This is a genomic window from Trinickia dabaoshanensis (genome assembly GCF_002879885.1).
GTDB classification, from domain to species: Bacteria; Pseudomonadota; Gammaproteobacteria; order Burkholderiales; family Burkholderiaceae; genus Trinickia; species Trinickia dabaoshanensis.
On the sequence record NZ_PNYA01000016.1, the window covers coordinates 38,546 to 62,464 of the forward strand.

Annotated in this window: 22 protein-coding genes and 1 pseudogene; 13 read left to right on the plus strand and 10 right to left on the minus strand. The window is 63.1% G+C overall.

The annotated features are described in order from the left end of the window. The first annotated feature begins 14 nt into the window (after positions 1-14). The 11 genes and pseudogenes from atpD (at position 15) to C0Z18_RS17835 (ending at position 7,921) form a co-directional block, all read left to right on the plus strand. On the plus strand, positions 15-1,448 hold the full coding sequence (gene atpD, locus C0Z18_RS17785) for a F0F1 ATP synthase subunit beta (RefSeq protein ID WP_102646746.1): 1,434 nt from the start codon (positions 15-17) through the stop codon (positions 1,446-1,448). Continuing rightward, complete coding sequence (locus C0Z18_RS17790; protein WP_102646747.1) at positions 1,445-1,909, plus strand: F0F1 ATP synthase subunit epsilon; 465 nt, start codon at positions 1,445-1,447, stop codon at positions 1,907-1,909. Before atpD ends, C0Z18_RS17790 begins: the two co-directional genes overlap by 4 nt. Next, positions 1,893-2,243, plus strand: coding sequence for an AtpZ/AtpI family protein (locus C0Z18_RS17795; protein ID WP_233217369.1), 351 nt, complete (start codon positions 1,893-1,895; stop codon positions 2,241-2,243). The genes C0Z18_RS17790 and C0Z18_RS17795 overlap by 17 nt, the downstream gene beginning before the upstream one ends. A gap of 3 nt (positions 2,244-2,246) precedes the next feature. Beyond that, positions 2,247-2,531, plus strand: a complete 285-nt coding sequence (locus C0Z18_RS17800; RefSeq protein WP_102646749.1) for an N-ATPase subunit AtpR — start codon at positions 2,247-2,249, stop codon at positions 2,529-2,531. Further along, positions 2,528-3,226: a F0F1 ATP synthase subunit A gene (locus C0Z18_RS17805; protein WP_102646750.1), complete on the plus strand. Its 699-nt coding sequence runs from the start codon at positions 2,528-2,530 to the stop codon at positions 3,224-3,226. Before C0Z18_RS17800 ends, C0Z18_RS17805 begins: the two co-directional genes overlap by 4 nt. After that, positions 3,223-3,471 carry a F0F1 ATP synthase subunit C gene (locus C0Z18_RS17810; RefSeq protein ID WP_102646751.1) on the plus strand — a complete coding sequence of 83 codons (249 nt, stop codon included), beginning with the start codon at positions 3,223-3,225 and terminating at the stop codon, positions 3,469-3,471. Before C0Z18_RS17805 ends, C0Z18_RS17810 begins: the two co-directional genes overlap by 4 nt. A gap of 10 nt (positions 3,472-3,481) precedes the next feature. Next, the gene (locus tag C0Z18_RS17815; protein ID WP_102646752.1) at positions 3,482-4,225 is read left to right on the plus strand and encodes a F0F1 ATP synthase subunit B family protein; all 744 of its coding nucleotides are present in this window, start codon (positions 3,482-3,484) and stop codon (positions 4,223-4,225) included. Next, positions 4,212-5,732 (plus strand): annotated as a pseudogene (locus tag C0Z18_RS17820) (F0F1 ATP synthase subunit alpha); the annotation flags it as partial. The gene C0Z18_RS17815 and the pseudogene C0Z18_RS17820, both read left to right, overlap by 14 nt. A gap of 24 nt (positions 5,733-5,756) precedes the next feature. Beyond that, a complete protein-coding gene (locus C0Z18_RS17825; RefSeq protein ID WP_102646754.1) occupies positions 5,757-6,641 on the plus strand; it encodes a F0F1 ATP synthase subunit gamma in 885 nt (294 codons plus the stop codon). Between the two features lie 167 nt (positions 6,642-6,808). Beyond that, positions 6,809-7,201, plus strand: coding sequence for a hypothetical protein (locus tag C0Z18_RS17830; RefSeq protein WP_102646755.1), 393 nt, complete (start codon positions 6,809-6,811; stop codon positions 7,199-7,201). A gap of 36 nt (positions 7,202-7,237) precedes the next feature. Beyond that, entirely contained in the window at positions 7,238-7,921 is a 684-nt protein-coding gene (locus tag C0Z18_RS17835) for a DUF4336 domain-containing protein (protein ID WP_102646756.1), read from the plus strand. Between the two features lie 88 nt (positions 7,922-8,009). Here the strand turns inward: C0Z18_RS17835 and cheZ are convergent, their stop codons facing one another. From cheZ to C0Z18_RS17885, 10 genes are all read right to left on the minus strand, one after another. Then, positions 8,010-8,660, minus strand: coding sequence for a protein phosphatase CheZ (gene cheZ, locus C0Z18_RS17840; protein ID WP_233217370.1), 651 nt, complete (start codon positions 8,658-8,660; stop codon positions 8,010-8,012). A gap of 55 nt (positions 8,661-8,715) precedes the next feature. Next, positions 8,716-9,111: a chemotaxis response regulator CheY gene (cheY, locus tag C0Z18_RS17845; protein WP_102646758.1), complete on the minus strand. Its 396-nt coding sequence runs from the start codon at positions 9,109-9,111 to the stop codon at positions 8,716-8,718. A gap of 106 nt (positions 9,112-9,217) precedes the next feature. Beyond that, on the minus strand, positions 9,218-9,511 hold the full coding sequence (locus C0Z18_RS17850) for a hypothetical protein (RefSeq protein ID WP_158244257.1): 294 nt from the start codon (positions 9,509-9,511) through the stop codon (positions 9,218-9,220). Positions 9,512-9,719: 208 nt separating this feature from the next. Further along, positions 9,720-10,595 (minus strand): 4Fe-4S dicluster domain-containing protein, encoded by an 876-nt coding sequence (locus tag C0Z18_RS17855; protein WP_102646760.1) that lies wholly within the window; start codon positions 10,593-10,595, stop codon positions 9,720-9,722. A gap of 10 nt (positions 10,596-10,605) precedes the next feature. Further along, a complete protein-coding gene (locus tag C0Z18_RS17860) occupies positions 10,606-13,584 on the minus strand; it encodes a molybdopterin-dependent oxidoreductase (protein WP_102646838.1) in 2,979 nt (992 codons plus the stop codon). Between the two features lie 18 nt (positions 13,585-13,602). Beyond that, the gene (locus C0Z18_RS17865; RefSeq protein ID WP_102646761.1) at positions 13,603-14,343 is read right to left on the minus strand and encodes an OmpW/AlkL family protein; all 741 of its coding nucleotides are present in this window, start codon (positions 14,341-14,343) and stop codon (positions 13,603-13,605) included. Positions 14,344-14,464: 121 nt separating this feature from the next. Beyond that, entirely contained in the window at positions 14,465-16,441 is a 1,977-nt protein-coding gene (locus C0Z18_RS17870; protein ID WP_102646762.1) for an acyl-CoA synthetase, read from the minus strand. After that, a complete protein-coding gene (locus tag C0Z18_RS17875) occupies positions 16,438-17,394 on the minus strand; it encodes a fumarylacetoacetate hydrolase family protein (RefSeq protein WP_102646763.1) in 957 nt (318 codons plus the stop codon). The genes C0Z18_RS17870 and C0Z18_RS17875 overlap by 4 nt, the downstream gene beginning before the upstream one ends. 34 nt (positions 17,395-17,428) lie before the next feature. After that, the gene (locus C0Z18_RS17880) at positions 17,429-18,499 is read right to left on the minus strand and encodes a VOC family protein (RefSeq protein ID WP_102646839.1); all 1,071 of its coding nucleotides are present in this window, start codon (positions 18,497-18,499) and stop codon (positions 17,429-17,431) included. 176 nt (positions 18,500-18,675) lie between these two features. Continuing rightward, positions 18,676-19,446 carry a TetR/AcrR family transcriptional regulator gene (locus tag C0Z18_RS17885; protein ID WP_102646764.1) on the minus strand — a complete coding sequence of 257 codons (771 nt, stop codon included), beginning with the start codon at positions 19,444-19,446 and terminating at the stop codon, positions 18,676-18,678. Between the two features lie 138 nt (positions 19,447-19,584). On the opposite strand from C0Z18_RS17885, the gene C0Z18_RS17890 reads away from it, so the two are divergent. Together C0Z18_RS17890 and C0Z18_RS17895 are read left to right on the plus strand one after the other, a co-directional pair. Beyond that, on the plus strand, positions 19,585-20,748 hold the full coding sequence (locus C0Z18_RS17890; RefSeq protein ID WP_102646765.1) for an efflux RND transporter periplasmic adaptor subunit: 1,164 nt from the start codon (positions 19,585-19,587) through the stop codon (positions 20,746-20,748). Beyond that, positions 20,745-23,918 (plus strand): efflux RND transporter permease subunit, encoded by a 3,174-nt coding sequence (locus tag C0Z18_RS17895; RefSeq protein ID WP_102646766.1) that lies wholly within the window; start codon positions 20,745-20,747, stop codon positions 23,916-23,918. Before C0Z18_RS17890 ends, C0Z18_RS17895 begins: the two co-directional genes overlap by 4 nt. The last annotated feature ends 1 nt before the right edge of the window (position 23,919 follow it).

Genomic DNA, 23,919 nt, shown 5'->3' on the forward strand with positions numbered 1-23,919 from the left:
ACGAGCGACGACTCATGCAAGCCGAATCGATCAGCGCTCCGGACAATAATTCCACTCTTCGGGGCAAAGTCGTTGCCGTGCGTGGAGCGGTCGTCGACCTGACGTTCGCAGCCGGTGCGCTTCCGCCTTTGGACACTTCGCTTTCGATTGAAAACGAACCGGGCCCAGCGATCATCGCCGAAGTGCAAGCGCATCTCGATGACCGAACCGTGCGGGCGCTTGCCATGCAGTCGACGAGCGGACTATCGAGAGGCGCGCGGGCGCAGGCATCGGGCGAACCCATCGCCGTTCCGGTAGGCGAATCCATGCTGGGGCGTCTCATCGATGCGATGGGCACGCCGGGCGATCGCGGCGAAGCGGTTGCCGCCGACGTCCCGCGACGTCCCATTCACAAGCAGCCTCCGGCTTTATCGGCGCAGGACGCCGCGACGGGTATCTTCACGACCGGCATCAAGGTCATCGACCTGCTTGCCCCGCTGGCCCGCGGCGGCAAAGCCGCGATGTTCGGTGGCGCGGGCGTCGGCAAGACGGTTCTCGTCATGGAACTGATCCACGCAATGGTCGAGCACTACCACGGCATATCGGTGTTCGCCGGCGTGGGCGAACGGTCGAGGGAGGGGCACGAATTGCTGCTGGACATGCACGATTCGGGGGTACTCGCGCGAACCGTGCTCGTATACGGCCAAATGAACGAGCCGCCCGGCGCCCGCTGGCGCGTGCCGTTGACGGCATTGACCATCGCCGAATACTTTCGCGACGAACGGCGCCAGGACGTTTTGCTGCTCATGGACAACGTCTTTCGGTTCGTCCAGGCAGGCGCCGAAGTGTCGGGCCTGCTGGGGCGTCTGCCCTCGCGCGTCGGTTATCAACCGACCCTGGCAACCGAAGTGGCCGCTCTGCAAGAACGCATCGTCTCGGTCGACAGCGTGTCGATCACGGCCATCGAAGCCGTCTACGTGCCGGCGGACGACTTTACGGACCCGGCGGTCACGACGATTGCCGCGCATGTCGACAGCATGATCGTCCTCTCGCGAGCGATGGCCGCCGAGGGCATGTATCCGGCCATCGACCCGATCGCGTCGTCGTCGATTTTGCTCGACCCGCTCGTCGTCGGAGCAGAGCACGTCGCGATCGCAACCGAGGTGCGGCGCACCATCGAACACTACCGCGAGTTGCAAGACGTCATCTCGTTGCTCGGTATCGAAGAGTTGGCAGCGGAAGACCGCCGTATCGCCGGCCGGGCGCGCAAGCTGCAACGATTTCTCACGCAGCCGTTTGCCGTCACCGAGGCCTTCACCGGCGTCCCCGGGCGCTCCGTCGCGGTCGCCGACACACTCGCCGGATGCAAGGCCATCCTCGACGGCGAATGCGATTCGTGGCACGAGAAGTCGCTCTATATGGTCGGCACGTTGGACGAGGCGCGTGCGCTCGAACGAGGCGCGACATGAGCGAAACGCTTCGATTGACGATCGCGACGCCCGCCGAGATGTTGGTCGATTGTCCGGACGTCGTCGCATTGCGCGCGGAAGACATGACCGGGAGCTTCGGCATCCTGCCCGGCCACGCGGACTTTTTGACCGTGCTGGCGCCCTGCGTAGTGCGTTGGCGCACCGCCGACGGCCGCGTGCGGTTTTGCGCGGTCAGTCGCGGCGTTCTGCGCGTCGTCGAGGGAAATTATGTCGGGATAGCGTGTCGCGAAGGCGAGCTCGGCGATGCGCTCGAGACACTCGAAGCGCGCGTGCTCGCAACGAAGGAAGCCCGCGCCGACGCGGTACGCCGAGCGCGAGTCGAGCAGACCCGCCTGAATGCGCGAGCGATTCGTCAGATCTTGACGTACCTGCGGCCGCGTCAGCCAGACATGGCCGGACGCACGGACGGTGCGAGCCTGGGTGATGGACATGGGCGATGAGCATCGGCAAGCACCGCCCGACAAGCCCGGCACCAACGGCCCGGTCCCCGATCGCGGCGCCCGTCTTCTCGAGCACACCGTTCGGCAGGCAGTGCGTCGCGACCAACGGGCAAAGGAGGTACCGGAACCCTCGCTCGGCGTCAGGCTCGGACAGATCGGCATTCTCGGTTGGATGGTCGTCATCCCCACCCTGCTCGCTTTGTGGTTCGGCCATTGGCTCGATCGCCGTTTCGGCACCGGTGTGTTCTTTTCCGCGCCTTTGCTGATGGCCGGCGCGGCGCTCGGTTTGTGGCTCGCATGGCGCTGGATGCACCGCCAAACAATGAAGGACTGAACCATGACGATCGTCTCGGCATCATCGATTGCCGCTCAGATCGCCGCCGGCGCCGTTGTCGGATGCGGCGCCGGGGCCGCGTATTTCGGCACGCTGCATATGAACGCGCGCTCCTACGCGCGTCACGCCATCGGCGTCGCGATCGCCTTACAAATGGTTCGATTCGGTGCGCTCGGCCTCGTCCTCTACGGTCTAGCGCGCCTCGGACCCGCAGCGCTGCTCGCCGGGCTTGGCGGGGTGGTCATCGCCCGCCATGTGGCGGTGCGCTTCTCGAGGCACGCGCCGTGATTCATTCCCCGCTCGCCACCGAGCCGTTGCTGCGCATCGGCTTCGTATCGATCTCGGCGCCAGTGGTGACGACGTGGATCATCATGATCGCCATCGTCGGCGGCGCCTGGTGGGCGCAAAGGCGTCTCGCACTGATTCCCACGAAATTTCAGGTGTTGTTGGAGCTGCTCGTGACCTCGCTCGACGATCAGATCCGGGACACGATGCAGACCGATCCGGCGCCTTACCGGCCCCTGATCGGAACGCTGTTCGTCATCATCCTTGTCTGCAATTGGTCGGGCATGATTCCCGGCGTGGAGCCGCCCACCGCGCACTTGGAAACCGACGCTGCCCTAGCCGCCGTGGTACTGGGGTCGAGCATCGTTTGCGGCATCCGCGAACGCGGCATGGTTCGCTACCTCGCAACGTTCGCCGAGCCGACATGGATCATGATCCCGCTCAATTTGATCGAACAAATCACGCGTACATTCTCATTGGTGGTTCGCCTGTTCGGCAACGTCATGAGCGGCGTGTTCGTGATCGGTATCGTCCTGTCCCTGGCCGGCTTGCTCGTGCCGATTCCCCTGATGGCGCTCGACCTGCTTACAGGCGCGGTTCAGGCCTACATATTCACGGTGCTCGCCGCGGTATTCATCGGCGCGGCACTCGGCGATCGAGGCGAAACAGCGCCGCATCCGCGACAAGGAGCATCATGACCAACTGGATCCAACTGACGAGCATCGTCGCGGCAGCGATCGCCGTCTCGTTCGGCGCAATCGGCCCCGCATTGGCCGAGGGGCGAGCCGTCGCGGCCGCGATGGACGCGTTGGCCCGTCAGCCCGAATCGGCCGGCACCATCTCGCGCACGTTGTTCGTCGGTCTCGCGATGATCGAGACGATGGCGATTTATTGCCTCGTCATCGCCCTGCTCGTCCTGTTCGCCAACCCGTTCGCGAAATAGGCCGCTCGATATGCGGATCGACTGGTGGACACTCGCCTTCCAGACCGTCAACGTGCTGGTGCTCGTGTGGCTGTTGTCGCGCTTTTTGTTCAAGCCGGTTTCCAAGATCATGGCGCAGCGCCAACAGGCCGCCGCCGCGTTGATGCAAGACGCGGCCGCGGCGCGCGAGGCTGCCGAACGCGAGCGCAAGCAAGCTGCCGAGCAAACGGCCGCACTGGATGCCGTCAGGCTGCAGCGGCTAGGCGAAATAACGAGCGAGGCCGAACAGCTCAGAGCGTCCCAAGCCGCTGCCGCTCGGACCGAAGCGGACGCGATGCGCGCCTCGGCCGCGGACGAAATCGAGCGGATGCGGGAGAAAGCGGCGCGCGAGAATGCGGCGCGAGCGACCGAGTTTGCAGTCGAAATCGCTTCTCGTCTGCTTTCCCGGCTGCCTTCGAGCGCGCTCGTCGAGGGATTCGTCGGTCCGCTCGCCGATGCGGTAAGCGCACTACCGGATGACGTGCGCCGGCAGCTCGGCGGGCAGTCCGACCCATTGCATTTGATGATCCCGCGGCCGCTGAGGGATGATGAATTCGCCCAATGCCGCGCCGCGCTCGCCGATGCAATAGGCCGCGAGACGCAATGGCAACCCGAGGTCGATCCTGGCTTGATCGCAGGCCTCGAACTCGTCGCGCCGCATGTCGTCGTGCGAAACAGCTTTCGACACGATTTAGAAACACTCAAAGCAGAACTGCTGTCCCATGACCACGATTGACGCCCGCGATCGAGGCGAAGACGCTTGGCTCGCTCGCGGCAGAGCCGCGCTGGACAAGCTGCGCCTTGCGCCGCAAGCGGAGGTCGTCGGACGCGTCGAACACGTTGCGGACGGCATCGCTCGAGTCAGTGGACTGCCGCACGTGCGCCTGAACGAGCTGCTGCAATTCGAGGGCGGCCAGTACGGCTTCGCGCTCGAACTCGATATCGATGTGCTGAGTTGCGTGCTGCTCGATAGCGGCGAAGGTATCGCGGCGGGCGCCCGCGTTTCGGGAACGGGACGCGTGGTCGAGGTGCCCGTCGGCCCGAACATGCTCGGGCGCATCGTCGACCCGCTCGGCAGACCGCTCGATCGCGGCCAACCCGTTGCATGCACGGCATCGCTTCCAATCGAGCGCCCTGCTCCGGCGATCATCGAACGCGCGCTCGTCAGCGAACCCGTCGAAACCGGCATCTTGCTCATCGATGCTTTGTTTGCGATCGGGCGGGGGCAGCGCGAGCTGATCATCGGCGATCGCGCCACCGGGAAGACGTCGATTGCAATCGATACGATCGTCAATCAGAAGCATTCCGATGTCGTTTGCGTGTACGTGGCGATCGGCCAACGCGCGACAGCCGTCGAGCGCGTGATCGACGCCGTCCGGAAGCACGGCGCGCCCGAACGATGCGTGTTCGTCGTCGCGTCGGCGGCCGATCCCCCCGGGCTCCAATGGATCGCGCCGTTTGCGGGGTTCAGCATCGCCGAGTACTTTAGGGATCGCGGCGAGCATGCACTCGTCGTCGTCGACGATTTGACCAAGCATGCGGCCACGCACCGCGAGCTTTCGCTGCTCACGCGCGCGCCGCCCGGGCGCGAGGCTTACCCGGGCGACATCTTCTACCTGCACGCGCGGCTTCTCGAACGCGCGGCCAAGCTCTCCCCCGAGCGCGGCGGCGGCTCGCTGACGGCCATGCCGATCGCGGAAACCGACGCGGGAAACCTAGCCGCCTACATCCCCACGAATCTGATTTCGATTGCCGATGGGCAAATCGTGTTGGACGCGCACTTGTTCGCTGCGAACCAGCGCCCCGCCATCGATGTCGGGCTCAGCGTGAGCCGGGTCGGCGGTAAGGCGCAAACCGCGGCGTTGCGTGCCGCGTCGGGGAGATTACGGCTCGATTACGCGCAGTTTCTCGAACTGGAGATGTTCACCCGGTTCGGCGGCTTAAACGACGCCCGCGTGAAGGCGCAAATCGCTCGTGGCGAGCGCATCCGGGCTTTGATTGCGCAGCCGCGGTTCGCGCCGCTTAGACCAGCCGGAGAAATAGCGCTGCTTCTGGCGCTCTCCGAAGGCGCGTTCGACGCTTGCGCACCCAGGGACGTCGCGGCGGTACGCGATGCGCTGCCCGCCCGCCTCGACGCCACCGGCGTCGCGGCCAAGCTGGGCCCATCCTTGCGGGCCGGCGCCGAACTGTCGCCCGACGATCGATCGATGCTCGTTCGAATCGTGCGGGACCTCGTGCCGCGGCCTGCCGTCATTCAGGATTAGCCGATGAGCAATCAGCTTGGCGAGGTTCAAGCGCGTCTGGGCACGGTCGGTGAACTCGCATCGGTGGTGACCGCCATGCGCGGCATCTCGGCCGCACGCACCCGCGAAGCACTCGCGCGCGTTCCGGGCATCCGGGCATGCGCCGACCAAATCGGGGCCGCTATCGCCGACGCGCTGACACTCCCCCTACCCGGCGAGCGAGAACCCGCGACGTTGCCGCCAACGACCGGGTCGGCGATCCGGATCGTCATCGGCACCGAGCAGGGATTCGTCGGCACGTTCAACCAACGCGTGATGCAGGCGGCGCAAACGGCGGCGGCCGGCGACATCGAATATTTCGTGATCGGCGATCGAGCCCGGCGCGTTGCCGGCGAATTCGGTTATCCGCTGAGTTGGTCGGCCGAAATGGTCGTTCACGCCGACGCGGTCCCGGAGCTTGCAGGCAGCGTCATCGACGCGTTATATCAGCGCCTGCAAGACGGCAACGTATCGCACGTTACCCTCGTGCACGGGGCACCCGAACCCCAGAGCGGCGCCACGGTCGTCACGACTTCTCTACTGCCATTCGATTTCCGGCGATTCGAGCCGGCGAGGCGCCCGTACCCGCCGATCGTCAACCTTCCGGCGCGCCAACTGTTGGAAAGGCTCGCCGAGGAATATGTTTACACCCAAGTGTGCGAAGCGATCGTGCTGTCTTTCGCCGCCGAAAACGAGGCACGCATGCGCGCGATGATCGCTGCCCGGCGCAATATCGAGGACACCTCGGAGCGCCTCACGGCCGACTACCATCGATTGCGACAAGAGCAGATCACCGCGGAGATCGTCGAGTTGTCGAGTGTCGAGGGCGGCTCGCCGCTATCGGTGCACGGCAGCGCGCCCGCTGACTAGGTGACCGCCGGATCGATGCGCATAACCAGGGGATACTCCGAATGGCTCGGACTTGTTTATTATGGAAACCTTCGATTCGAAGCCTGAGAGCCAATACAGCCTCCCGCCGGATACCACCTGAGATTTGAGGGACGGTCGACGAGGGACGACATCACGTACGGGGGCGCATGATGAGAAACGGGGACACCCAACCGAATTTCGGCAAGCTAGCGCACGCCGTCGTCGTGATCCTGACGACTTTTTTTGGCGGCATCGTGGGTGCGCCTGTCGATCGCGTCGTTGACGAGTATTCACAATGGAATGCCGTCGACTCGCATCTCGAAGAAAAAACCGTCGTCGATTCGGAGGGGTTCGCCGCGCGCCGTTCGATGAAACTCTCTTATCGCAAGCGCGGTAGACCGGCGCAGCAACGATGGGACGTCGCCTCGTCGCGCGACGCAGACGAACCGATGCGACACGATCGCCTATCCGACGCGGCACCCCACACGGCTTTCGGAGCCGGTAGCATGGCGCTCAGTTCGTTGGGGCACAACGCCTCGATTCCCCAACTCGACACTTAACAGGGGCACACGGCGGCCGTCTCTTTCCCCTCCATCATGCTTGCTCCGTTCGGGCACAACCTCTACGTAGCCAATGGACCGACTGTGTCGTTCTACGGCTTCCCGTATCCCACCCGAATGGCGGTTGCGCGGCTTTCTTCCGGGCAAGCTTGGGTATGGTCGCCGATCGAGTTGACCGAGGAGTTGGCCGACGCTCTCGAGGCGATCGGGCCGGTCGGCCACATCGTCTCGCCCAATAAGCTGCATCATCTCGCGTTGCCCGCATGGCATCGTCGTTGGCCTGAGGCGCGCCTGTATGCGCCCCCCGGGCTGGCTCGAAAACTCGAAGCGCTTCGCTTCGATGCCGAACTCGGCGATAAAGCGGACTCACACTGGGCGGACGACATCGATCAGGTGGTGTTCCGCGGATCGTTGGCGATGGAGGAAGTCGTGTTCTTTCATCGCGCATCGCGTACGGCGATCTTCGGCGACCTCATCCAACGCTTTCCCGAGACGGCAGCCAGCGGGTGGAAAGGCGCGCTGCTGCGCCTGGACAACCTCGTCGGACAGCACGGCAGTACGCCGCGCGAGTGGCGGCTGAGCTTTCTGTCACGCGATGCGGCGCGCGCGGCACGTCAAACGGTATTGGATTGGCAGCCCGAGCAGCTTTTGATCGCCCATGGGGAATGCGTCAGCCATGGCGCAACGCCGGTTATCGCAGAGGCGCTGCGCTGGATTTGACGCCGATGGTCCAACGCCGCACTCGAAGGCAAACACCTTGGCCCGACATAGGCCTCGGCCGCGCAAGTGCCGGATGTTTGCGGCCGCTTCATAACCCTAAACTGGCAAGCAGATCGTCGACATCGGCTTGCCCTTGCATCACGCCAGGTTTGTTTTCCGGATCGATTTGCGGGCCGTTTTTCAGTGTTTCCGGCGAATTCGAACTCGCTAACGCAGCCGCGTTCGCGGCAAACTGTTCGCGTCGCTCAGGCGATATGTGCTCGAGCAGCACCGCGAGCAGTTGCTGCTCGATCAAGAGCACGATGTCCATGAGCTTCTTGATGACCTGACCGGTCAGATCCTGAAAACCCTGGGCCATCAAAATCTCGAGCAAGTGCTGGTTGGTTGCCGCACTCGCTTCCGGAACGCGCCTGCCCACGAATGCGTGCGTGTCGCTGATCAATTCGCGTATGTCCGTTCGGTCGCCCGCCGCATCGAAGTACCCGGACCATCGCGTCTCGAGCGCAACGGCCTCCTGCTCCAGCGTTTGCTGAAGCGGCGTGGCCAGTTCAACAGCGGCGAGGACACGCTCCGCGGCTTGTTCCATCATCGTCACGACGTACCTCAGCCGATCCCGCGCGTCAGGCACGGCTTGCGCGGCGTGCTCGATCTTCCGATCAAGGCCGAGGCCGCTCATCGAATCGAGCAGCGTGCGGGTCAGGTGCCCGACGTGAGCGAGAATGCGGTCCGAGGAAGTCACAGCCGTTATCGACTCGAGTCCGGCCGCGTGAAGGAAGGCGTTATCGTGCTCCAATCTACCCCCCTACGTTCGCCAGCTTTTCGAGAACCTTGTTCAGCTTCTCGTCGAGCGTCGCAGCGGTGAATGGCTTGACGACGTATCCATTCGCTCCGGCCTGCGCAGCTGCAATGACGTTTTCCTTTTTCGCCTCGGCGGTGACCATCAGCACCGGGAGCGCCGACAGCGTCGCATCGGCGCGGATCGACTTCAGCATCTCAAGCCCATCCATGTTTGGCATGTTCCAGTCCGACACCACGAAATCGAAGCCGCCGGCGCGTAGTTTCCCAAGCGCGACAGCCCCGTCCTCCGCCTCTTCGATGTTGTTGTAACCGAGTTCCTTCAGCAGGGTTCGTACGATCCGCCGCATGGTCGGAAAATCGTCGACCACCAGAATCCTCATCTCCTTGCTCATCAAGGTCCCTATTCATGTATCAGCCCGTCAGTCGCGGGGCACTATTTCTCAAGCCACACAACGTCGGCAGACAAGTCCAACGATGGTTCCGTTTCGTCGGAGCCGGTTAACCGTCGTACTGGACGGTCCATCCCTTCTTCGCGTGTCCATCGACCGACTTATCGAAGCCCGCGTCGAGCTTCCAGGTCCAGTTCGGAGCAGGCATCTGCGCGCCATCACGTACCAATGCCTCGATCTGTTGCTGCGCCTGATCTCGGTCGGCAAAAAATTTGAGGGAGCCGTACACCACGTTGTAAAGCGGTAGGGAGGGGTCCACCATAAAAATGCGTACCGTGACGCCTGGAACCACCGTATAAATCGTGCTTGATCCCAGCGATCCCGGAAACCGGATCGGGTCCATTTGCGAAACCATTAAGGTCTATCCCCAATTTTTGCGGTCATCAATGGTGGCAGGCCAATCCGAACGCTTTCCTCAGATGAACTCAGAGGAAAACGGATCGATGGCTCGGCTAGCCTCGCCACCTGTTCAGGTAATAACGGCCTGGAAAAGGCAAACTGAACCCCTGCCGACCGGCGACATCGAGGGTGGTGTGCTGCGGTTTAATGGTTTATTTCGATGGCGCTAGATTTTCCACACCACTCGTCGAACGAGCCAGGCAGACTTCGCCGAGGTAAACACTGTCGTCCAACTCGCATTCACACGAAGCAGTCCCCTGCTCGTGCCGGATCTCGACCCGGTAGCGGCCGCTGCCCTTTGCCAAGCCGCCAAACCGGATATCGCCAAAACCGTCCGAAACGGTTTCCGCCAATTTGCTATCGCCGCGATACAACGTGGCCACGGCGCCGGCGACGCACTCGATCACGCCGCCCACGCGAGCGCTTACGCTTAAGCCGATGAAGCAGGTCTCCCACCGATCGAGCGCGCTGTACCACACGCGCGGCTTCGTGCCGAATTTCGCTTGGAGCACTCTGAGCCCCTCGCGCCGCGCCCTCTCGGCCATCGCCGCGTCGTCGAGCTTTACCGCTTCGAACACCTCGGTCGGGCACGACTGCTGACAACGCGGATGCGGCCACCCCTGATCGAGCAGGTGAGCGTCGAAGACCCAGATCTGAGGCAATTTCAGTTCGTCGTTCCAAACGATCGCCTTATAGGGGCACGCCTTCACGATGTCCTTTCGCCCCCGCGCCTTCTCCGGGTCGATCACGACGATGCCGTCGGCGCGCTTGCGAATGGCATCGCCGCCCACTCGCATACACGGCGCTTCGTCGCAGTGATTGCACATGACCGGGAGATAAGTGGTCTCGACCATATGCGCCCCCCCTTGGACGCGACGAAGGATGCGGATGGGGCTTTCGGCGCTCGTGGCCGCCGGCGCCGCATAGCCCGGAAAGTCATTGCCGACGTGTTCATCGCGGGCGGCAATGACGCAGTTTTGACAGTTCTCGCAACGCCCGACATGAACGATTAGGTTCCACTTGTTCATTCTCAAATCCTCACGCTGCGCGGCCGAGCAAGAAGGCGTCGGCGCCTCGCCACTTTTCCACCTGGACCAGACAAGAGTTCGGGCTCATGCTGCTGGTGCCGGCCGTTTGGGGCCGGTCGGGTGTCAGGATATTCATGCATCCGCCGATTTCGACCTGCTCGCCCTCGATCTCGACAAGCTGGAATTCGGCGCTCGCCTCGTACGACTTGACCACTCCCGCGTTGACGAGCGCGGAAACGTCGGCGGCGCAGATCACGGCGCCGCGATCGTTATGCACTTTGACGAGGTCTCGATGAGCAATGCCGCGCGTGGCGGCGTCGATGGGGCTCAGCCTCAATAACCAAAAGCGGTGGCCACCGATCAATGCGCGATGATCTTCGATGCTGTTCACCGCCGAATTTTTTCCGTCGCAATGCGTATGAAAGCTGTAACGGCTATGCGTGGCGATCAACTGCAACGGATAACGCCGGGCAAGTTCCGAACGCAGCCCCTCCCACGACGGAATGTATCGATTCAGCGGCGGCCGCTCGGGGTTGTCGGCGGTGTGCCGCTTGAGCAATTCCGGCACGAATTCGAACTTACCGCTCGGCGTCTGCAACCCGACGCCGAATTTTTCCGCGTACTGGGACGGTAACGGATGCGGCTCGTGCAAGTCCTTGCGTCGACCCTGCGCAAACCAACGCATGTCGACCGGATGACGCAACTCGGGCTTCTCGGGCGGCACGACGAAGTAGCCCTTCCGGCAGAAAGCGCGCCACGACACGTGATCGGGCAGATCCGACGAGTCGAACACCCGCTTGACCCAGTTCAGCTCCGAGCCCCCTTCCGTGAACACGCCGCCTAAGCCGAGCCGCGTCAGTACCGCGGTGAAAATGTCGTAGTCGGAGCGCGACTCCCCCAACGGTTCGATGCACTTGTGCTGCAGCGTGATGACACGATGATTGACCGTCCCGAATCCATGGTGCGCGTAGCCGCCTGAATTCGCCCACTCGCCGATATCCCAGCGCTCCAATGCGGTACATGCGGGCAGGATGACGTCGGCGAACTGCGCCTCGCCCTCCATCCAGACCGACTGGTTGACGACGCATTCGATGCTGGGATGCCGATACGCCTGCGTCCAGCGCCCCGAATTCGTCACGGTGCTAAATGCCGACCCGCCGTAGCGATAGATCATGTGAATCGGCGAGTAACCGGGCATGGGATATTCGAACGGCGCGAATTGCGCCTCCTGGGACATCCCGTCCCAGAGATAGCCTTTGGCATGGCCATCGATGATGGCATCGGGCAATTGCTGCCGCGGCACCATCTGCTTGACCGGGTTCATCGTCAAGATGTGCGGCATGCGCTGATAGTTGTTGACCGCATTGCCCGTCCAGGCGAGGTCGCCGGAAATGCCGCCGTCCGCGTAGCCCGGGAAGTAGAAATGCAGATCGTGCGGCGCCCCGACTTCGAGACAGCCGAAGTTCACACCCGGTTTGCCCCATCCCTGCATGGCCATCATCATGACCATGCAGCGCGCCCATTGCGCGCCGGTCGCGCCGCGACCGGCTCCGCCAAATCCAGTGCCGGTCATGCCCGCGGCAAGATGAACCTTCTTGTTGCCCCAGAGACGAGCCAACGCGCGAACGTCCTTTGCGGGCACGCCTGTTTCCGATTCTTGCCACTCGGGCGTCTTGGGGATGCCGTCGGTTTCGCCGAGCAGATAGTCCCGCCACGCATCGAACCCCGTCGTCCGGGTTGCCACATAGTCTTTGTCGTACAAGCCCTCGATGGCCCACACATACATGATCGCCGTCGCCAACGCGGCATCGGTTTGCGGGCGAATCGGAATCCAGCGGCCGCCCAGCAACTGGGCGGTGGGGTTGCAGTGAGGGTCGATATGGACGAACTCGATTCCCAGTTCCTTTGCCCATAAGCGGCGCGGCGTGCCCTCGAAGCCGGCATAAGCGCCATTGGTACTCTCGGGATCGCATGACCAGAACACGATCATCTCGGCTTCCTCGAGGGCATCCTGCACGCCGCCATACCCCGCCGGCACGCCGATGCGCATCGAATTGCCGAAGTGATGCGTGGCGCCCCAGTACCACCCTTCCCAGCTATCCGGATTGGCGGCCACGCGGGTGAAGCCGATCAAGTTGGAAAAGCGCGTCAACGCGCTCAGGTAGTAACCCACGTTGCCCCACTGATGGTGGGACGACATAGGAAACGTAATCGACCCGGGTCCGTGAACGCGCTTTTGTCGATTGATCTCCTTGGCCACGATGTCGAGCGCTTCATCCCAAGTGATGCGCACATAACCGGATGTCCCCCGGTTCTGCGGATTGCGTTCGCCATCGGGATCGAAGTCGACCCGCTTCATCGGATAAAGAATGCGTTTGTCCGAGTAGACGAGCGATTTGAGCGTCAATGCGTGCGGCGCCACCAATGCACGACGCGGCGGAGCGAAACGCCGTCCGCGTGCCTCGATCACCCAGCTCGCGGCATCCGAATCGTCGAATTCGATCGGTGTCACGCGAACGATGCGGCCATCCTTGACGTAGACGAACAGCGGCCCGCCGTTGGTGCAGGTGGTGTAGCGGCACGTACCGTCACGCATCGGCGTGCCCATCGGCAGACCCACGGTCTGCATCATGGCGAGCGTTTGCATGAACCAAACCAGCAGCTCGTCCTCACCCTCGGCTATCACCTTGAAGTTCTTCGCGGCGTGGATGATCTCGCCCTGGTCCGGATCGGGCGAGAGGAACTTCAAAGCCGTGGCGACATCCTTGAAGGCTAGGCGCACGTCCGGGCGCAACGGTTTGCCGCGGCGCGATCGAATGCGGCCGTTTTTAATCTCGATCGCGCGGCCGATACTTTCATCCATCAACCCGATCCAGGCAACGAGATTTCGCTCGCCTAGCCGGTCGCGATAAACGGGGAAACGGCGCGCCGTCAAGGCGAGCACCTTGGGCAGCGCGAAAAGGATGGTCTTGAGAGCCTGTCGTTTCATCATTCGGGCCAGCAGGCATTAAAACGTATAGGCGACGTTCAAGAACGCACTGAGCGGATAGAGCCGCAGCGTCGATTTGGACACGATCTGCGTTCCAGCGGCGGTTTGCCCATATAGCGTCAACTTCGTTTTCACCGGGATGTAATTGAGCGTGGCGCCGACAGACCAGTGCTTGCTGATTGCGTAGTTCGCGCCCACCTCGAATACCGGATTCCACGACGAGCTCAGCGTCGCGTGCGCCGAACCGCCGGGGCCGAAGCTGTCGGTAATGAATTGGCTGTTGGTTGCCCGCACTTGCGTGAACCACGTGTAGTTCACGCCCAACCCGACGAACGGACGAAACTTCGCTGCTGCGGCAAACAAGTGATATCGAAGCACCAACGCCGGCGGCATGGGCCGGGTCGAGCCCAAGGTGCCGTACTGCTGCAGCGTGCCGTCGCCCACCAGGTTCACCTTCAGCGGCAAACCGAAGAGCATGGCCGCGCCGATATGGTCCGTCACGTAGTATTCGGTCGTGATCCCCATCGTATCGGTCGACGTCGCATGCGCCCCGCTACCGGCCATTTCTCGATCGACCTCGATTCCGCCCACGCTCTGCACGACCAAAGGCGTTGCGTTGCCTTGAGGCGCGACGTGCAGCCAACCCGCCGACACGGTGGTGCTACCGGCCGACTGGGCCAAGGCATGGTGGCTCAGTGCCGCCGATCCTATGCATAACGCCGCGCCGACCGTGCGACTGACTCGATGGTGATACTTCATGTCTCCTCCTTTTGGATCATTCAAATAGTGATCGAGTGCATCCGATTTTTGTTCGTAGTCCTAACTTATTGGACCGTTCTTCCATCTCGTAGAGATGGATCGGATGAACCGCGCGAAGTCTCTACATGTCTCGTGTGGCTTCCCCGGCCGCCAGAATCGAAAACACGAACGGAAAGCGGCCCAGCACCGAAGCCGCTGTCGACTCCGTTGCCCCGTTCGGAAGCTCGATCTGCAACACGGTGCCGCGCAAAGAATCCTGGACGGCGCGCACGGATGCCCCGTCGATCCCGGAGTCGGCTAGCGCGGAAAGCACTGCGTCCACCGTCTCCCGACGCTTGAGCTCGGGCTTGAATATCTTGCCGACCCCGGTCAACGGCATCGCCTCGATGATTCGGATGCGCTTGGGCAGCGCAGCCCGCTCGCCGATTTCGCTTCGTATGAATTCCGCGAGATCGGCTTCCGACACCGTCGCTCCCGGCTTGAGCTGGACGTACGCGATCGGCAATTCTCCAGCGTGGGCGTCGGGACGTCCGACCGCCGCGGCAACCTGCACGGCCGGGTGGCGATGTAGCGGCTCCTCGATCGTGGCGGGATCGATATTGTGGCCGCCCCGTATGATCAAGTCCTTCTTACGGCCCGTGAGCCAGAAATACCCGTCGGCATCGCACCGCCCCAAGTCGCCCGTGTTGAACCAGCGTTTCCCGTCCCCTTGTTCAATCCAGATGCCTTCGTTGTGATGGGGTTGCACGTATCCCGCGAAGACATTGGGACCCGAGATCACGAGCAGGCCGACCTCGTCGGTGACGCAGTCACGCAAATAGCTGCCGCCGCCATCGAGAACGACGGCCTTCATCTCTTGCCCCGGAATCCGGAGCCCGATCGACCCCACCCGGCGCTCGCCGAGAGGCGGGTTCACACTGCTCACGCACGTTCCCTCGGTCAGCCCATAGGCTTCGAGAATTCGGATGCCGGTGCGCGCCTGGAAACCGCGAAACACTTCGACGGGCATCGGCGCCGCGCCGCACAAGCCGTATTCGAGCGAGCCGATGTCGTGGCCGTCGATCGGAACGTCGAGCAGCGAAGCGTAAAGCGTCGGGACGCCGCTGAAGAAGTTGATGCGGTGCGCCTCGATGATCTCCCAGAAGCGCGTGACGACGCCCTCGCCCCGGTATCCCTGCGGCGTCCCCAGCACGACGTGGGCGCCCTTCGAGAAAGGCAGCAGCCCGGTTGCCATCACCGCGTTGACGTGAAAGAGCGGAAGGCCGCAAAAGATCGTCTTTCCCGGGCCCATCCCGTCGCCGAAGAATTCCGATGTGCTCCATGCGTTGGCGACTTCGTTCCCATGCCGGCGCATGGCGATCTTCGGCAGCCCGGTCGTTCCGCCCGTGCTGAACAGCGAAGAGACGTCGTCGCGAGCAAATCGACGCTCGCTCAGCAGCGCCGTACCCGATTCGCGCTCGATCAAGCTAGCGAAATCGTGCAACTGGATCGCAGCGGGAACGGCCGCGCGCAGCCCGCCCTCGCCGTGCAATCGGCTCACCTCGCCGCGTGCGAACATGCGCGCGGCGAACTTGATTTCATCCGGCACGCGATCGGCCAAATTGACCAACACGAGATGTTCGAGCGCGGGCAAGCGATCCAGCACGGCTTGGATTTTTTGCCAAAGATCCGTTTGCGGAAACGGAGCAAGCGTGGCCAGCACCGTGGCGCCGGCCGCATTCAGCAACTCGGCGATCGATTCGCCTTCGAGCAAGGGATTGACGGCACACGTGATGCCCGCGGCTTGACCACCCCAAATGACGAAATGCGTCTCCGGCAAGTTGGGCAACACGTATGCGATCACGGACTGGGACGTTAGCCCAAGCCGGGTGAAAGCGTTCGCGGTTCGCGTGATGTCGCGAACCAATTCGCCGTAGGTCCAGCACTCGGCTTGACGATGAGCGTCGGCGCTCATAAAAAACGAAAGCGCCGGCGCGGATGGATCGATCGCAGCGCCACGGCAAATCATCTCGTAGGTGCTGACAGGCAGGTCCTCGGGCATGCCTCGCGCCTCGATCGCCAGGATGTCGTTCCGGTTCGCGATCCCTTGCGCGGTCATGATGCTTCATCCACGACTTGGTTGCGTTGCACGCCAAGATCGATCGACCCATCACGGCTCGCGATCCGCGCTTCCACTGTGTCGCCCGCGCGCAGATACTCTGTCCTGGCGGCCTGGATCTCCATGAACATCTTCCATTTGGTTTCTTCCGACAGCGCCGCCGCAAGGCGCTGTTTCATCGGCGACGGAACGGACAGCGCGCAGCCCGCCGGCGTGCCCGTGGAAAGCAGATCCCCGACGTGCAGATCGTGAACGCCGGAAAGCTCGCTCAGGGTTTCCGCGGGGCCGTAAACGAGATTGGCCGTCGAGTCCTTTTGCCGAACGGCGCCGTTGACGGTAAGCGTCAGTTCGAGGTCGCCGAGCTTGGCCACGTCGGCCTTGTTCAGCAGGCAAAGATACGGGCCGATGGGCCCGAACGTGCGGTAGCTCTTGCCCTTGTAGAACTGCATCTGCGGGATCTGGACGTCGCGCGCGGAGTAATCGTTCACGATGACCGCTCCCGCGACGTACTCGTGTAAATCCGCATCGGCGATCACGCGGCGCGACGTAATGTTCTTCTTGAGCACGAGACCCAGTTCGATTTCGTAATCGAGGAACCGGACATGCGAGGGCTTCACGACGGGCGAATCCGCGGCGACGATGCAACTCGTCGCCTTCGTGAAGATCATGTTGAATTTCTTCACATCCGGGTCCATGCCGGATTCGATCATATGCTGACGGTAGTTCGCGCCTTGGCAGATGAACTGCTGATTCGCCGTCACGGGCGAGAGCCATTGCACGATCGATTCGGGAATGGTCGGACCTTCGAGCTCGACCAGACGCTCGACCGGATTCGCGGCGATGAACTCCGCCGTCGTGGCGAACTCGCCGGGAATGGGCGTGATGGCGCCGTTTTTTACCACGCCCCATCGAGCGCGGCCTTCGTGCTGGTAATGCAGAACATGCAGTGACATGGTTTCGAGTCTCTATCGTTCGGAAAGCGGAGGGTCAGGCAAATATCTTGGCGAGCGTCAGCAGCTTTCTCACCGTGAGGTCGGGACTACGCCGCAGATTGCGAACGAGGGCCGCCAAGCTGGACGGCGAGAGCTTGGGCTTGGTGAAGCTGCGCGGCATCGCGGGCCCCCATTGCGCCATCGCTTCGCGGCTGACCGGGTGCAGGCCCGTGGGGACGGCCGAGGTGAAGAGATCGCCGTCGCAGTAGTGTTCGTGCTTGTCGCCCCACGGGTCCTGCCAGTAATCGAATATCTGGCTGCCGAGGATATGACGTCCGATCCCCCAGGCGTGCGTCCACCCCTTTTCGCGTAGAACACGCTGTCCCATGCCGACGGCGTCCGCATCGATCAATTCGAATGCGCTATGGCTGTACTTCGGAACGAAGCCCTGCGCCAGCGCGAGCGTGTGATGGTCGGCGGGCCGGTCGCCTAGATCCAGCCGCATGAACGCGACGGCGGGCGAGCCGTCCGGCAGCGTCTGCACGTCGCTTGGGATGAAGCCGAAGTGCTGCGTGTACCACGCGCACGTTTCTTGGAAATCGGCCAACTCGAACACGACATGCCCGAGCTTGATGACGTCCGGCGCGTGTTCCGGCGGCCGCTGCGTCTCGTTGATTCGTACCGCCGCGTCGACCGTATTGAATTGAAGCGCGTTTCGATGCGGCAGCGGTTCGACTTCGCCGACTCCGCAAACCGCGTCGACGCGAAAACCCGAGGGGTCGGTTAGCGTGACGCGATACCCGCCGCCGGGCCAGTCCGACGACTCCATCCCCGAGGCGCCGGGAAGCCGGGTCAGCGCACGTAAATCCGACTTGTCGTCTACTCGCAATCCGAAGCCGGCGAACTGAGCCTTCGCCGCGTGGCGGACGACATAACAGAACGGCGCCGGCCCGGTGCCGCGCAAAAGCAGCAGCGCTTCGTTTCGCAAAACCGTTTGCAGCCCGAAGTCGTTGAGAAACCGCTCCGCTCGCTCGAGGTCGGGACGGTCGAAGATCAGGTACGCCAAGGCCGACGCTTTCGTCGTGGGATGAGGATGGCGCGTGGGCTGTACGGTGGTCAATTTCATGGCGGCGTCTCTATGGTTGTTCGTCCGATCCGTTGCGCGGCTCGTATGTGACATTAAAGTCATCCCTGATATTTTTGTCAACTAACGAAATCGAGCATATGTTCGTGCGACGAGATCTGCCTCCCCTCTGATACCCACTCGGATATCGCGCTCAACTTCCAGCGCGGCCGCCCCCGTCAATCCGGCACACGCGCCCCGGGCGGCAAGGGCAGCCGCGCCACGCGCCCGGCTTCCTCGCGGTCCAAACCCAAGACCTGCAAGACGACGATCGCGGCGCGCTCGGCGAAGCACGCGTCCCCGAACTCCCGCGCGGAGTGTCGTTCGCCGACGGATCTCCCGTTGACGAGCACACTCAGTTCCGCGGCAATCGCCGCGAAGACAATACCGCTCACCGCCACATGGCACATGTCGGGATCGGCTACGGCAAAGCGCCCGGCCGCCATACCGGCCTCGCTATCGCGCTTCAAACGCCGGCCCAGACCATCGCGCAGCGCGCGCTCCGAAAGCCCCTCTCGGATCAGATAGCTCCCCCATACGGGTTCACGTCGTGCTCGCATCAAGGTATGCCTCACGCCCACGGCCACGACTTCCGCCGGGTCGGTCACGCCGCTCACCAAAGCATCGAGCTGCGCGCCGAACGCCTCGAACACCCAATCGAAAAGCGCGGCATGAAGAGCGTCCTTCGACTCGAAGTGGTTGTAGAACGAGCCGAAGCCTACGTCGGCCGCTTCCGTGATCTCGTTGATGGTCACGTGTTCGACACCTTTCGTCGCCACGAGGACAAGCGCCGCCTCCATCAGCCGGCCGCGTGTTTGACGCTTGCGTCGCGTAACGCGAGCCTCTCGCGGTTTGGCCTGCCCTGCACTCGTCTCGCCGGCTAGTCCGATCGCTTCTTCGCCGGCAGGCGCGGGCCGCGCCCGCGCCGTTGTCTTTTTTTCATCGCTCATCGCACAAGATACAGAAGTCATAATTGACAATCTTATCATCTTCGACTTTAATCTCACCATCGATCGATCGTCGTCAGCAAAAACCCTGACGAATGAGCGGCTCCCCTTCCTCTTGCTAACCCTTGCTTTGGAAACATCGTGAAACTCCCCGGTCTTGAAACGCGGTCGTCCTCGCGCCCGTCTTCCACTGCGTTGCCCCGCCGGGCGGCCCTTTGCCTGGCCGCTTTCTGCGGTACGCTCGCGCTGGCGGCTTGCCACACGCGCGAACCTGCCGCCCCGGAAGTAAAACCGGTCGTCGCGCTTGCCGTGCATGCCGATGGCTCCCCAGAAGTCTCCTCGTTGCCGGCCCAGGTCGAAGCGCGCTACTCCACGGTGCTGTCGTTCCGCGTCGGTGGCAAAATCGCCGAGCGCCGCGTACACCTGGGCGATACCGTGAAAGCCGGGCAAGTGCTCGCGCTGCTCGACCCCACCGACCTGCGCAACAACGCGGCGAACGCGCGCGCTCAACTCGACGCGGCCGAGCACCAGCTCGCCTATCAAAAGCAGCAGCTCGCCCGGGATCAGGCCCAGGCGCGGGCCAACCTGATTGCGCCGGCGCAGTTGGAACAAACGCAAAACGCCTACGCGACGGCCCTCGCGCAACGCGATTCCGCGTTGGCTCAAATGGCATTGGCCGAAGACCACCTGCGCTATACGGCATTGGTCGCGGACCACGACGGCGTGATCAAGTCCGAAGACGCCGATACCGGCCAGAACGTCGAGCAAGGGCAGGCCGTGTATCACCTTGATTGGAGCGGCGATATCGACGTCGCTTGCGACGCCCCGGAGAGCGCGCTGAGTTCGTTGAGCGTCGGCCGAATCGCGAAAGTCACGCTGCCGGCGTTGCCCGGTAAGACGCTCGATGCGCGGGTGCGCGAAGTCGCGCCGAGCGCCGATCCGCAAAGCCGCACTTGGCGCGTGAAGCTGACGCTCATCGCACCGAGCCCGGAGGTACGGCTCGGCATGACGGCGCAGGTGCGATTCGATATTGCACAGGCGAACGACGGCGCCGCCCCCTTCGAGCTGCCTGCCACGGCACTCTTTCACGATGGCGACAAGCCCGCCGTCTGGGTCGTGCAGCCCGGCACCGACAAGCTCGCGCTGCGCCGCGTCACCGTCACGGCCTACGGCGAGCGGACCGTTCAAGTCGCCGCGGGCCTGCACGACGGCGAGCGCGTGGTGATGCAGGGCGTCCATACCGTGAGCGCCGGCGAACACGTGCAAGCCGTCGCCCCGCTGCACCCCGAGGACTTCGCATCATGAGCATCGTCGACCGTGAAAAAACCGGCGACGACGCGCTCGCCACCGCTCCGCAGACCGAAGCTAAAAGCAAGGGCGGCTTCAATCTTTCCGAATGGGCGCTGCGTCATCAGCAGCTCGTCATTTATTTGATCGGTCTGATGACGCTGTTCGGCGTCATCGGGTACACGCATTTGTCGCAATCCGAAGATCCGCCGTTCACGTTCCGGACGATGGTGATTCAAACGTATTGGCCCGGCGCAAGCGCACGCGAAGTGCAAGAGCAGGTCACCGATCGCATCGCGCGCCAACTTCAAGCCGCGCCTTACGTCGACAACATCAAAAGCTATTCGCGCCCCGGCGAGTCGATGATCTTCTTTGCGATGAAGGACTCGGCTCCCGTCAAGGAAGTGCCGGAAACCTGGTATCAGGTTCGCAAAAAGGTGGGTGATATCCGGGCGACGCTGCCGCAGGGAATCGTCGGACCCTTCTTCAACGACGAGTTCGGCGACGTCTACACGAACATCTATGCGCTCGAAGGCGACGGCTTCTCGGCCGCGCAGCTGCACGACTATGCGGACCAACTGCGCACGGTGCTCCTGCGCGTACCCGGTGTCGCCAAGGTCGACTATTTCGGCGACCCCGCTCAACACGTCTTCGTCGAAATTTCGAACACGCAGTTGACGAAGCTCGCGATTACGCCCGCCGAGTTGGCCCACGCCATCGATGCGCAAAACGCCGTCGCCCCGGTCGGCACGTTCAACACGCCCGACGACCGCGTATTCGTGCGCACGAGCGGTGCGTTCAAAAGCGTGCAAGCCCTCGAGGACATGCTGATCACGGTCAATCGCCGTACGTTCCGCCTCGGGGACATCGCGAAGATTCACCGCGGCTATGACGACCCGCCCGTCACGCAGATGCGCACGAACGGGCACGCGGTGCTCGGGATCGGCGTCACCATGCAAACGGGCGGCGACGTGATTCGCCTCGGCAAGGCACTCGACAGCGAGCGCGCCGAACTTCAGGCGCGGCTTCCCGCTGGGCTCAAGCTCGTCCAGATTTCGAGCATGCCCGACACTGTCAAGCATTCGGTCGACGATTTCGTCGAAGCCGTCGCCGAAGCCGTCGCGATCGTGCTCGTGGTCAGCCTCGTCTCGCTCGGTTTGCGCACGGGCATGGTCGTCGTGATTTCGATCCCAATCGTGCTCGCCGTCACGTCGCTGTGCATGTATTTGTTCGGCATCGGCCTGAACAAGGTCTCGCTCGGCACGCTCGTGCTGGCGCTGGGGCTGCTCGTGGACGATGCGATCATCGCCGTGGAAATGATGGCCGTGAAGCTCGAGCAAGGCTGGAGCCGCATGCGCTCGGCGGCTTTCGCCTACACGAGCACGGCGTTCCCGATGCTCACCGGTACGCTCGTTACCGTATCGGGCTTCCTGCCGATCGCCCTCGCCAAGTCGAGCACCGGTGAGTACACGCGCTCGATCTTCGAGGTATCGGCGATCGCGCTCATCGTGTCGTGGTTCGCCGCCGTCGTGCTCGTTCCGCTGCTCGGCTACCACCTGCTCCCCGAACGCAAGGGCGGCGAGCACGGCGGCCATGGCCACGACGAGGATATCTACAACACGGGATTTTATCGCCGCATGGGCGGCTGGGTCGCCTGGTGTATCGAGCGCCGCTGGCTAGTGATGGGCGTCACGGCCATTGCGTTCGCGGTTGCGATGGCGGCCTTCACGCGCGTGCCCAAGCAATTCTTCCCGAACTCCGAGCGCCCCGAATTGCTCGTCGACATGCGGCTGCCCGAAGGCGCATCGTTCGCGGCGACCTTGCGCGAAGCGCAGCGCCTCGAACAGACGCTGCACGGCCGCCCCGAGATCGAACGCGTCGTCGACTTCGTCGGCACCGGCGCGCCGCGCTTTTATCTGCCGCTCGACCAGCAGTTGCAGCAGCCGAACTTCGCCCAATTCGTCATCACGGCCAAGGACGTCAAAGAGCGGGACAAACTGTTGTCATGGCTGGACGCCTCGCTCGACAAGCAATTCCCCGGTGTGCGAACGCGCGTGGCGCGACTCGAGAACGGGCCGCCCGTCGGTTATCCGATCCAGTTCCGCGTGAGCGGCGACGACATCGCGACCGTGCACGAGATCGCGCAGAAGGTGGCCGACAAGGTACGTGCCGACACACGCACACGCAACGTGCAGTTCGACTGGGATGAGCCGCAAGAGCGCTCCCTCTCGTTCCAGATCGACCAGAACCGGGCGCGCCAACTCGGCGTGACCTCGCAGGACGTATCGAACTTCCTCGCCATGACGCTCTCGGGGTACACGGTGACGCAGTATCGCGAGCGCGACAAGCTGATCGATGTGGATCTGCGCGCGCCCAAGAACGAGCGCGTCGATCCCGCGCAACTCACGAGCCTGGCCGTTCCGACGCCCAGCGGCCCGGTGCCGCTCGGCACGCTCGGCCACGTTCGCACCTCGCTCGAGTACGGCGTGATCTGGGAACGCGATCGGCAGCCGACCATCACGGTGCAGGCCGACGTTCGCGCAAACGCCCAAGGTATCGACGTCACGCACGACATCGACGGGCAACTCGCAACGCTTCGCGCCCAACTGCCGATGGGATACCGCATCGTCGTGGGCGGCTCGGTCGAGGAAAGCGTGAAGGGCCAGACGTCGATCAATGCGGAAATGCCGATCCTCATCATCGCGGTGCTGACGCTACTCATGATCCAGCTACAGAGCTTCGCCCGAACGCTCATCGTCGTCCTGACCGCACCGCTCGGCTTGATCGGCGTCGTGGCCGCGCTCCTGCTGCTCGGCGAACCGTTCGGCTTCGTCGCCATGCTCGGCGTGATTGCCATGTTCGGCATCATCATGCGCAATTCGGTGATTCTCGTCGATCAGATCGAGCAAGACATTGCGTCGGGGCAGCCGCGTTTCGATGCCATCGTGGGCGCGACAGTCAGGCGCTTCCGTCCGATCATGCTCACGGCCGCCGCCGCGGTGCTGGCCTTGATCCCGCTCCTTCGTTCCGGCTTCTTCGGCCCGATGGCCACCGCACTCATGGGCGGCATCACGATCGCCACGGTGCTCACCCTGTTCTTCCTGCCGGCCCTTTATGCGACTTCCTTCCGCGTTCGACGCGACGAGCGCGCGCACGGACAGTCCGTCGTCGAGCATGCGGAGATCTGAT

Bases quoted from the DNA above. Each gene is read 5' to 3' on its own strand.
- atpD (WP_102646746.1), top strand. From the start codon at position 15: ATGCAAGCCGAATCGATCAGCGCTCCGGACAATAATTCCACTCTTCGG.
- C0Z18_RS17790 (WP_102646747.1), top strand. From the start codon at position 1,445: ATGAGCGAAACGCTTCGATTGACGATCGCGACGCCCGCCGAGATGTTG.
- C0Z18_RS17795 (WP_233217369.1), top strand. From the start codon at position 1,893: ATGGACATGGGCGATGAGCATCGGCAAGCACCGCCCGACAAGCCCGGC.
- C0Z18_RS17800 (WP_102646749.1), top strand. From the start codon at position 2,247: ATGACGATCGTCTCGGCATCATCGATTGCCGCTCAGATCGCCGCCGGC.
- C0Z18_RS17810 (WP_102646751.1), top strand. From the start codon at position 3,223: ATGACCAACTGGATCCAACTGACGAGCATCGTCGCGGCAGCGATCGCC.
- C0Z18_RS17815 (WP_102646752.1), top strand. From the start codon at position 3,482: ATGCGGATCGACTGGTGGACACTCGCCTTCCAGACCGTCAACGTGCTG.
- C0Z18_RS17825 (WP_102646754.1), top strand. From the start codon at position 5,757: ATGAGCAATCAGCTTGGCGAGGTTCAAGCGCGTCTGGGCACGGTCGGT.
- C0Z18_RS17830 (WP_102646755.1), top strand. From the start codon at position 6,809: ATGATGAGAAACGGGGACACCCAACCGAATTTCGGCAAGCTAGCGCAC.
- C0Z18_RS17835 (WP_102646756.1), top strand. From the start codon at position 7,238: ATGCTTGCTCCGTTCGGGCACAACCTCTACGTAGCCAATGGACCGACT.
- cheY (WP_102646758.1), bottom strand. From the start codon at position 9,111: ATGAGCAAGGAGATGAGGATTCTGGTGGTCGACGATTTTCCGACCATG.
- C0Z18_RS17850 (WP_158244257.1), bottom strand. From the start codon at position 9,511: ATGGACCCGATCCGGTTTCCGGGATCGCTGGGATCAAGCACGATTTAT.
- C0Z18_RS17855 (WP_102646760.1), bottom strand. From the start codon at position 10,595: ATGAACAAGTGGAACCTAATCGTTCATGTCGGGCGTTGCGAGAACTGT.
- C0Z18_RS17860 (WP_102646838.1), bottom strand. From the start codon at position 13,584: ATGAAACGACAGGCTCTCAAGACCATCCTTTTCGCGCTGCCCAAGGTG.
- C0Z18_RS17865 (WP_102646761.1), bottom strand. From the start codon at position 14,343: ATGAAGTATCACCATCGAGTCAGTCGCACGGTCGGCGCGGCGTTATGC.
- C0Z18_RS17870 (WP_102646762.1), bottom strand. From the start codon at position 16,441: ATGACCGCGCAAGGGATCGCGAACCGGAACGACATCCTGGCGATCGAG.
- C0Z18_RS17875 (WP_102646763.1), bottom strand. From the start codon at position 17,394: ATGTCACTGCATGTTCTGCATTACCAGCACGAAGGCCGCGCTCGATGG.
- C0Z18_RS17880 (WP_102646839.1), bottom strand. From the start codon at position 18,499: ATGAAATTGACCACCGTACAGCCCACGCGCCATCCTCATCCCACGACG.
- C0Z18_RS17885 (WP_102646764.1), bottom strand. From the start codon at position 19,446: ATGAGCGATGAAAAAAAGACAACGGCGCGGGCGCGGCCCGCGCCTGCC.
- C0Z18_RS17895 (WP_102646766.1), top strand. From the start codon at position 20,745: ATGAGCATCGTCGACCGTGAAAAAACCGGCGACGACGCGCTCGCCACC.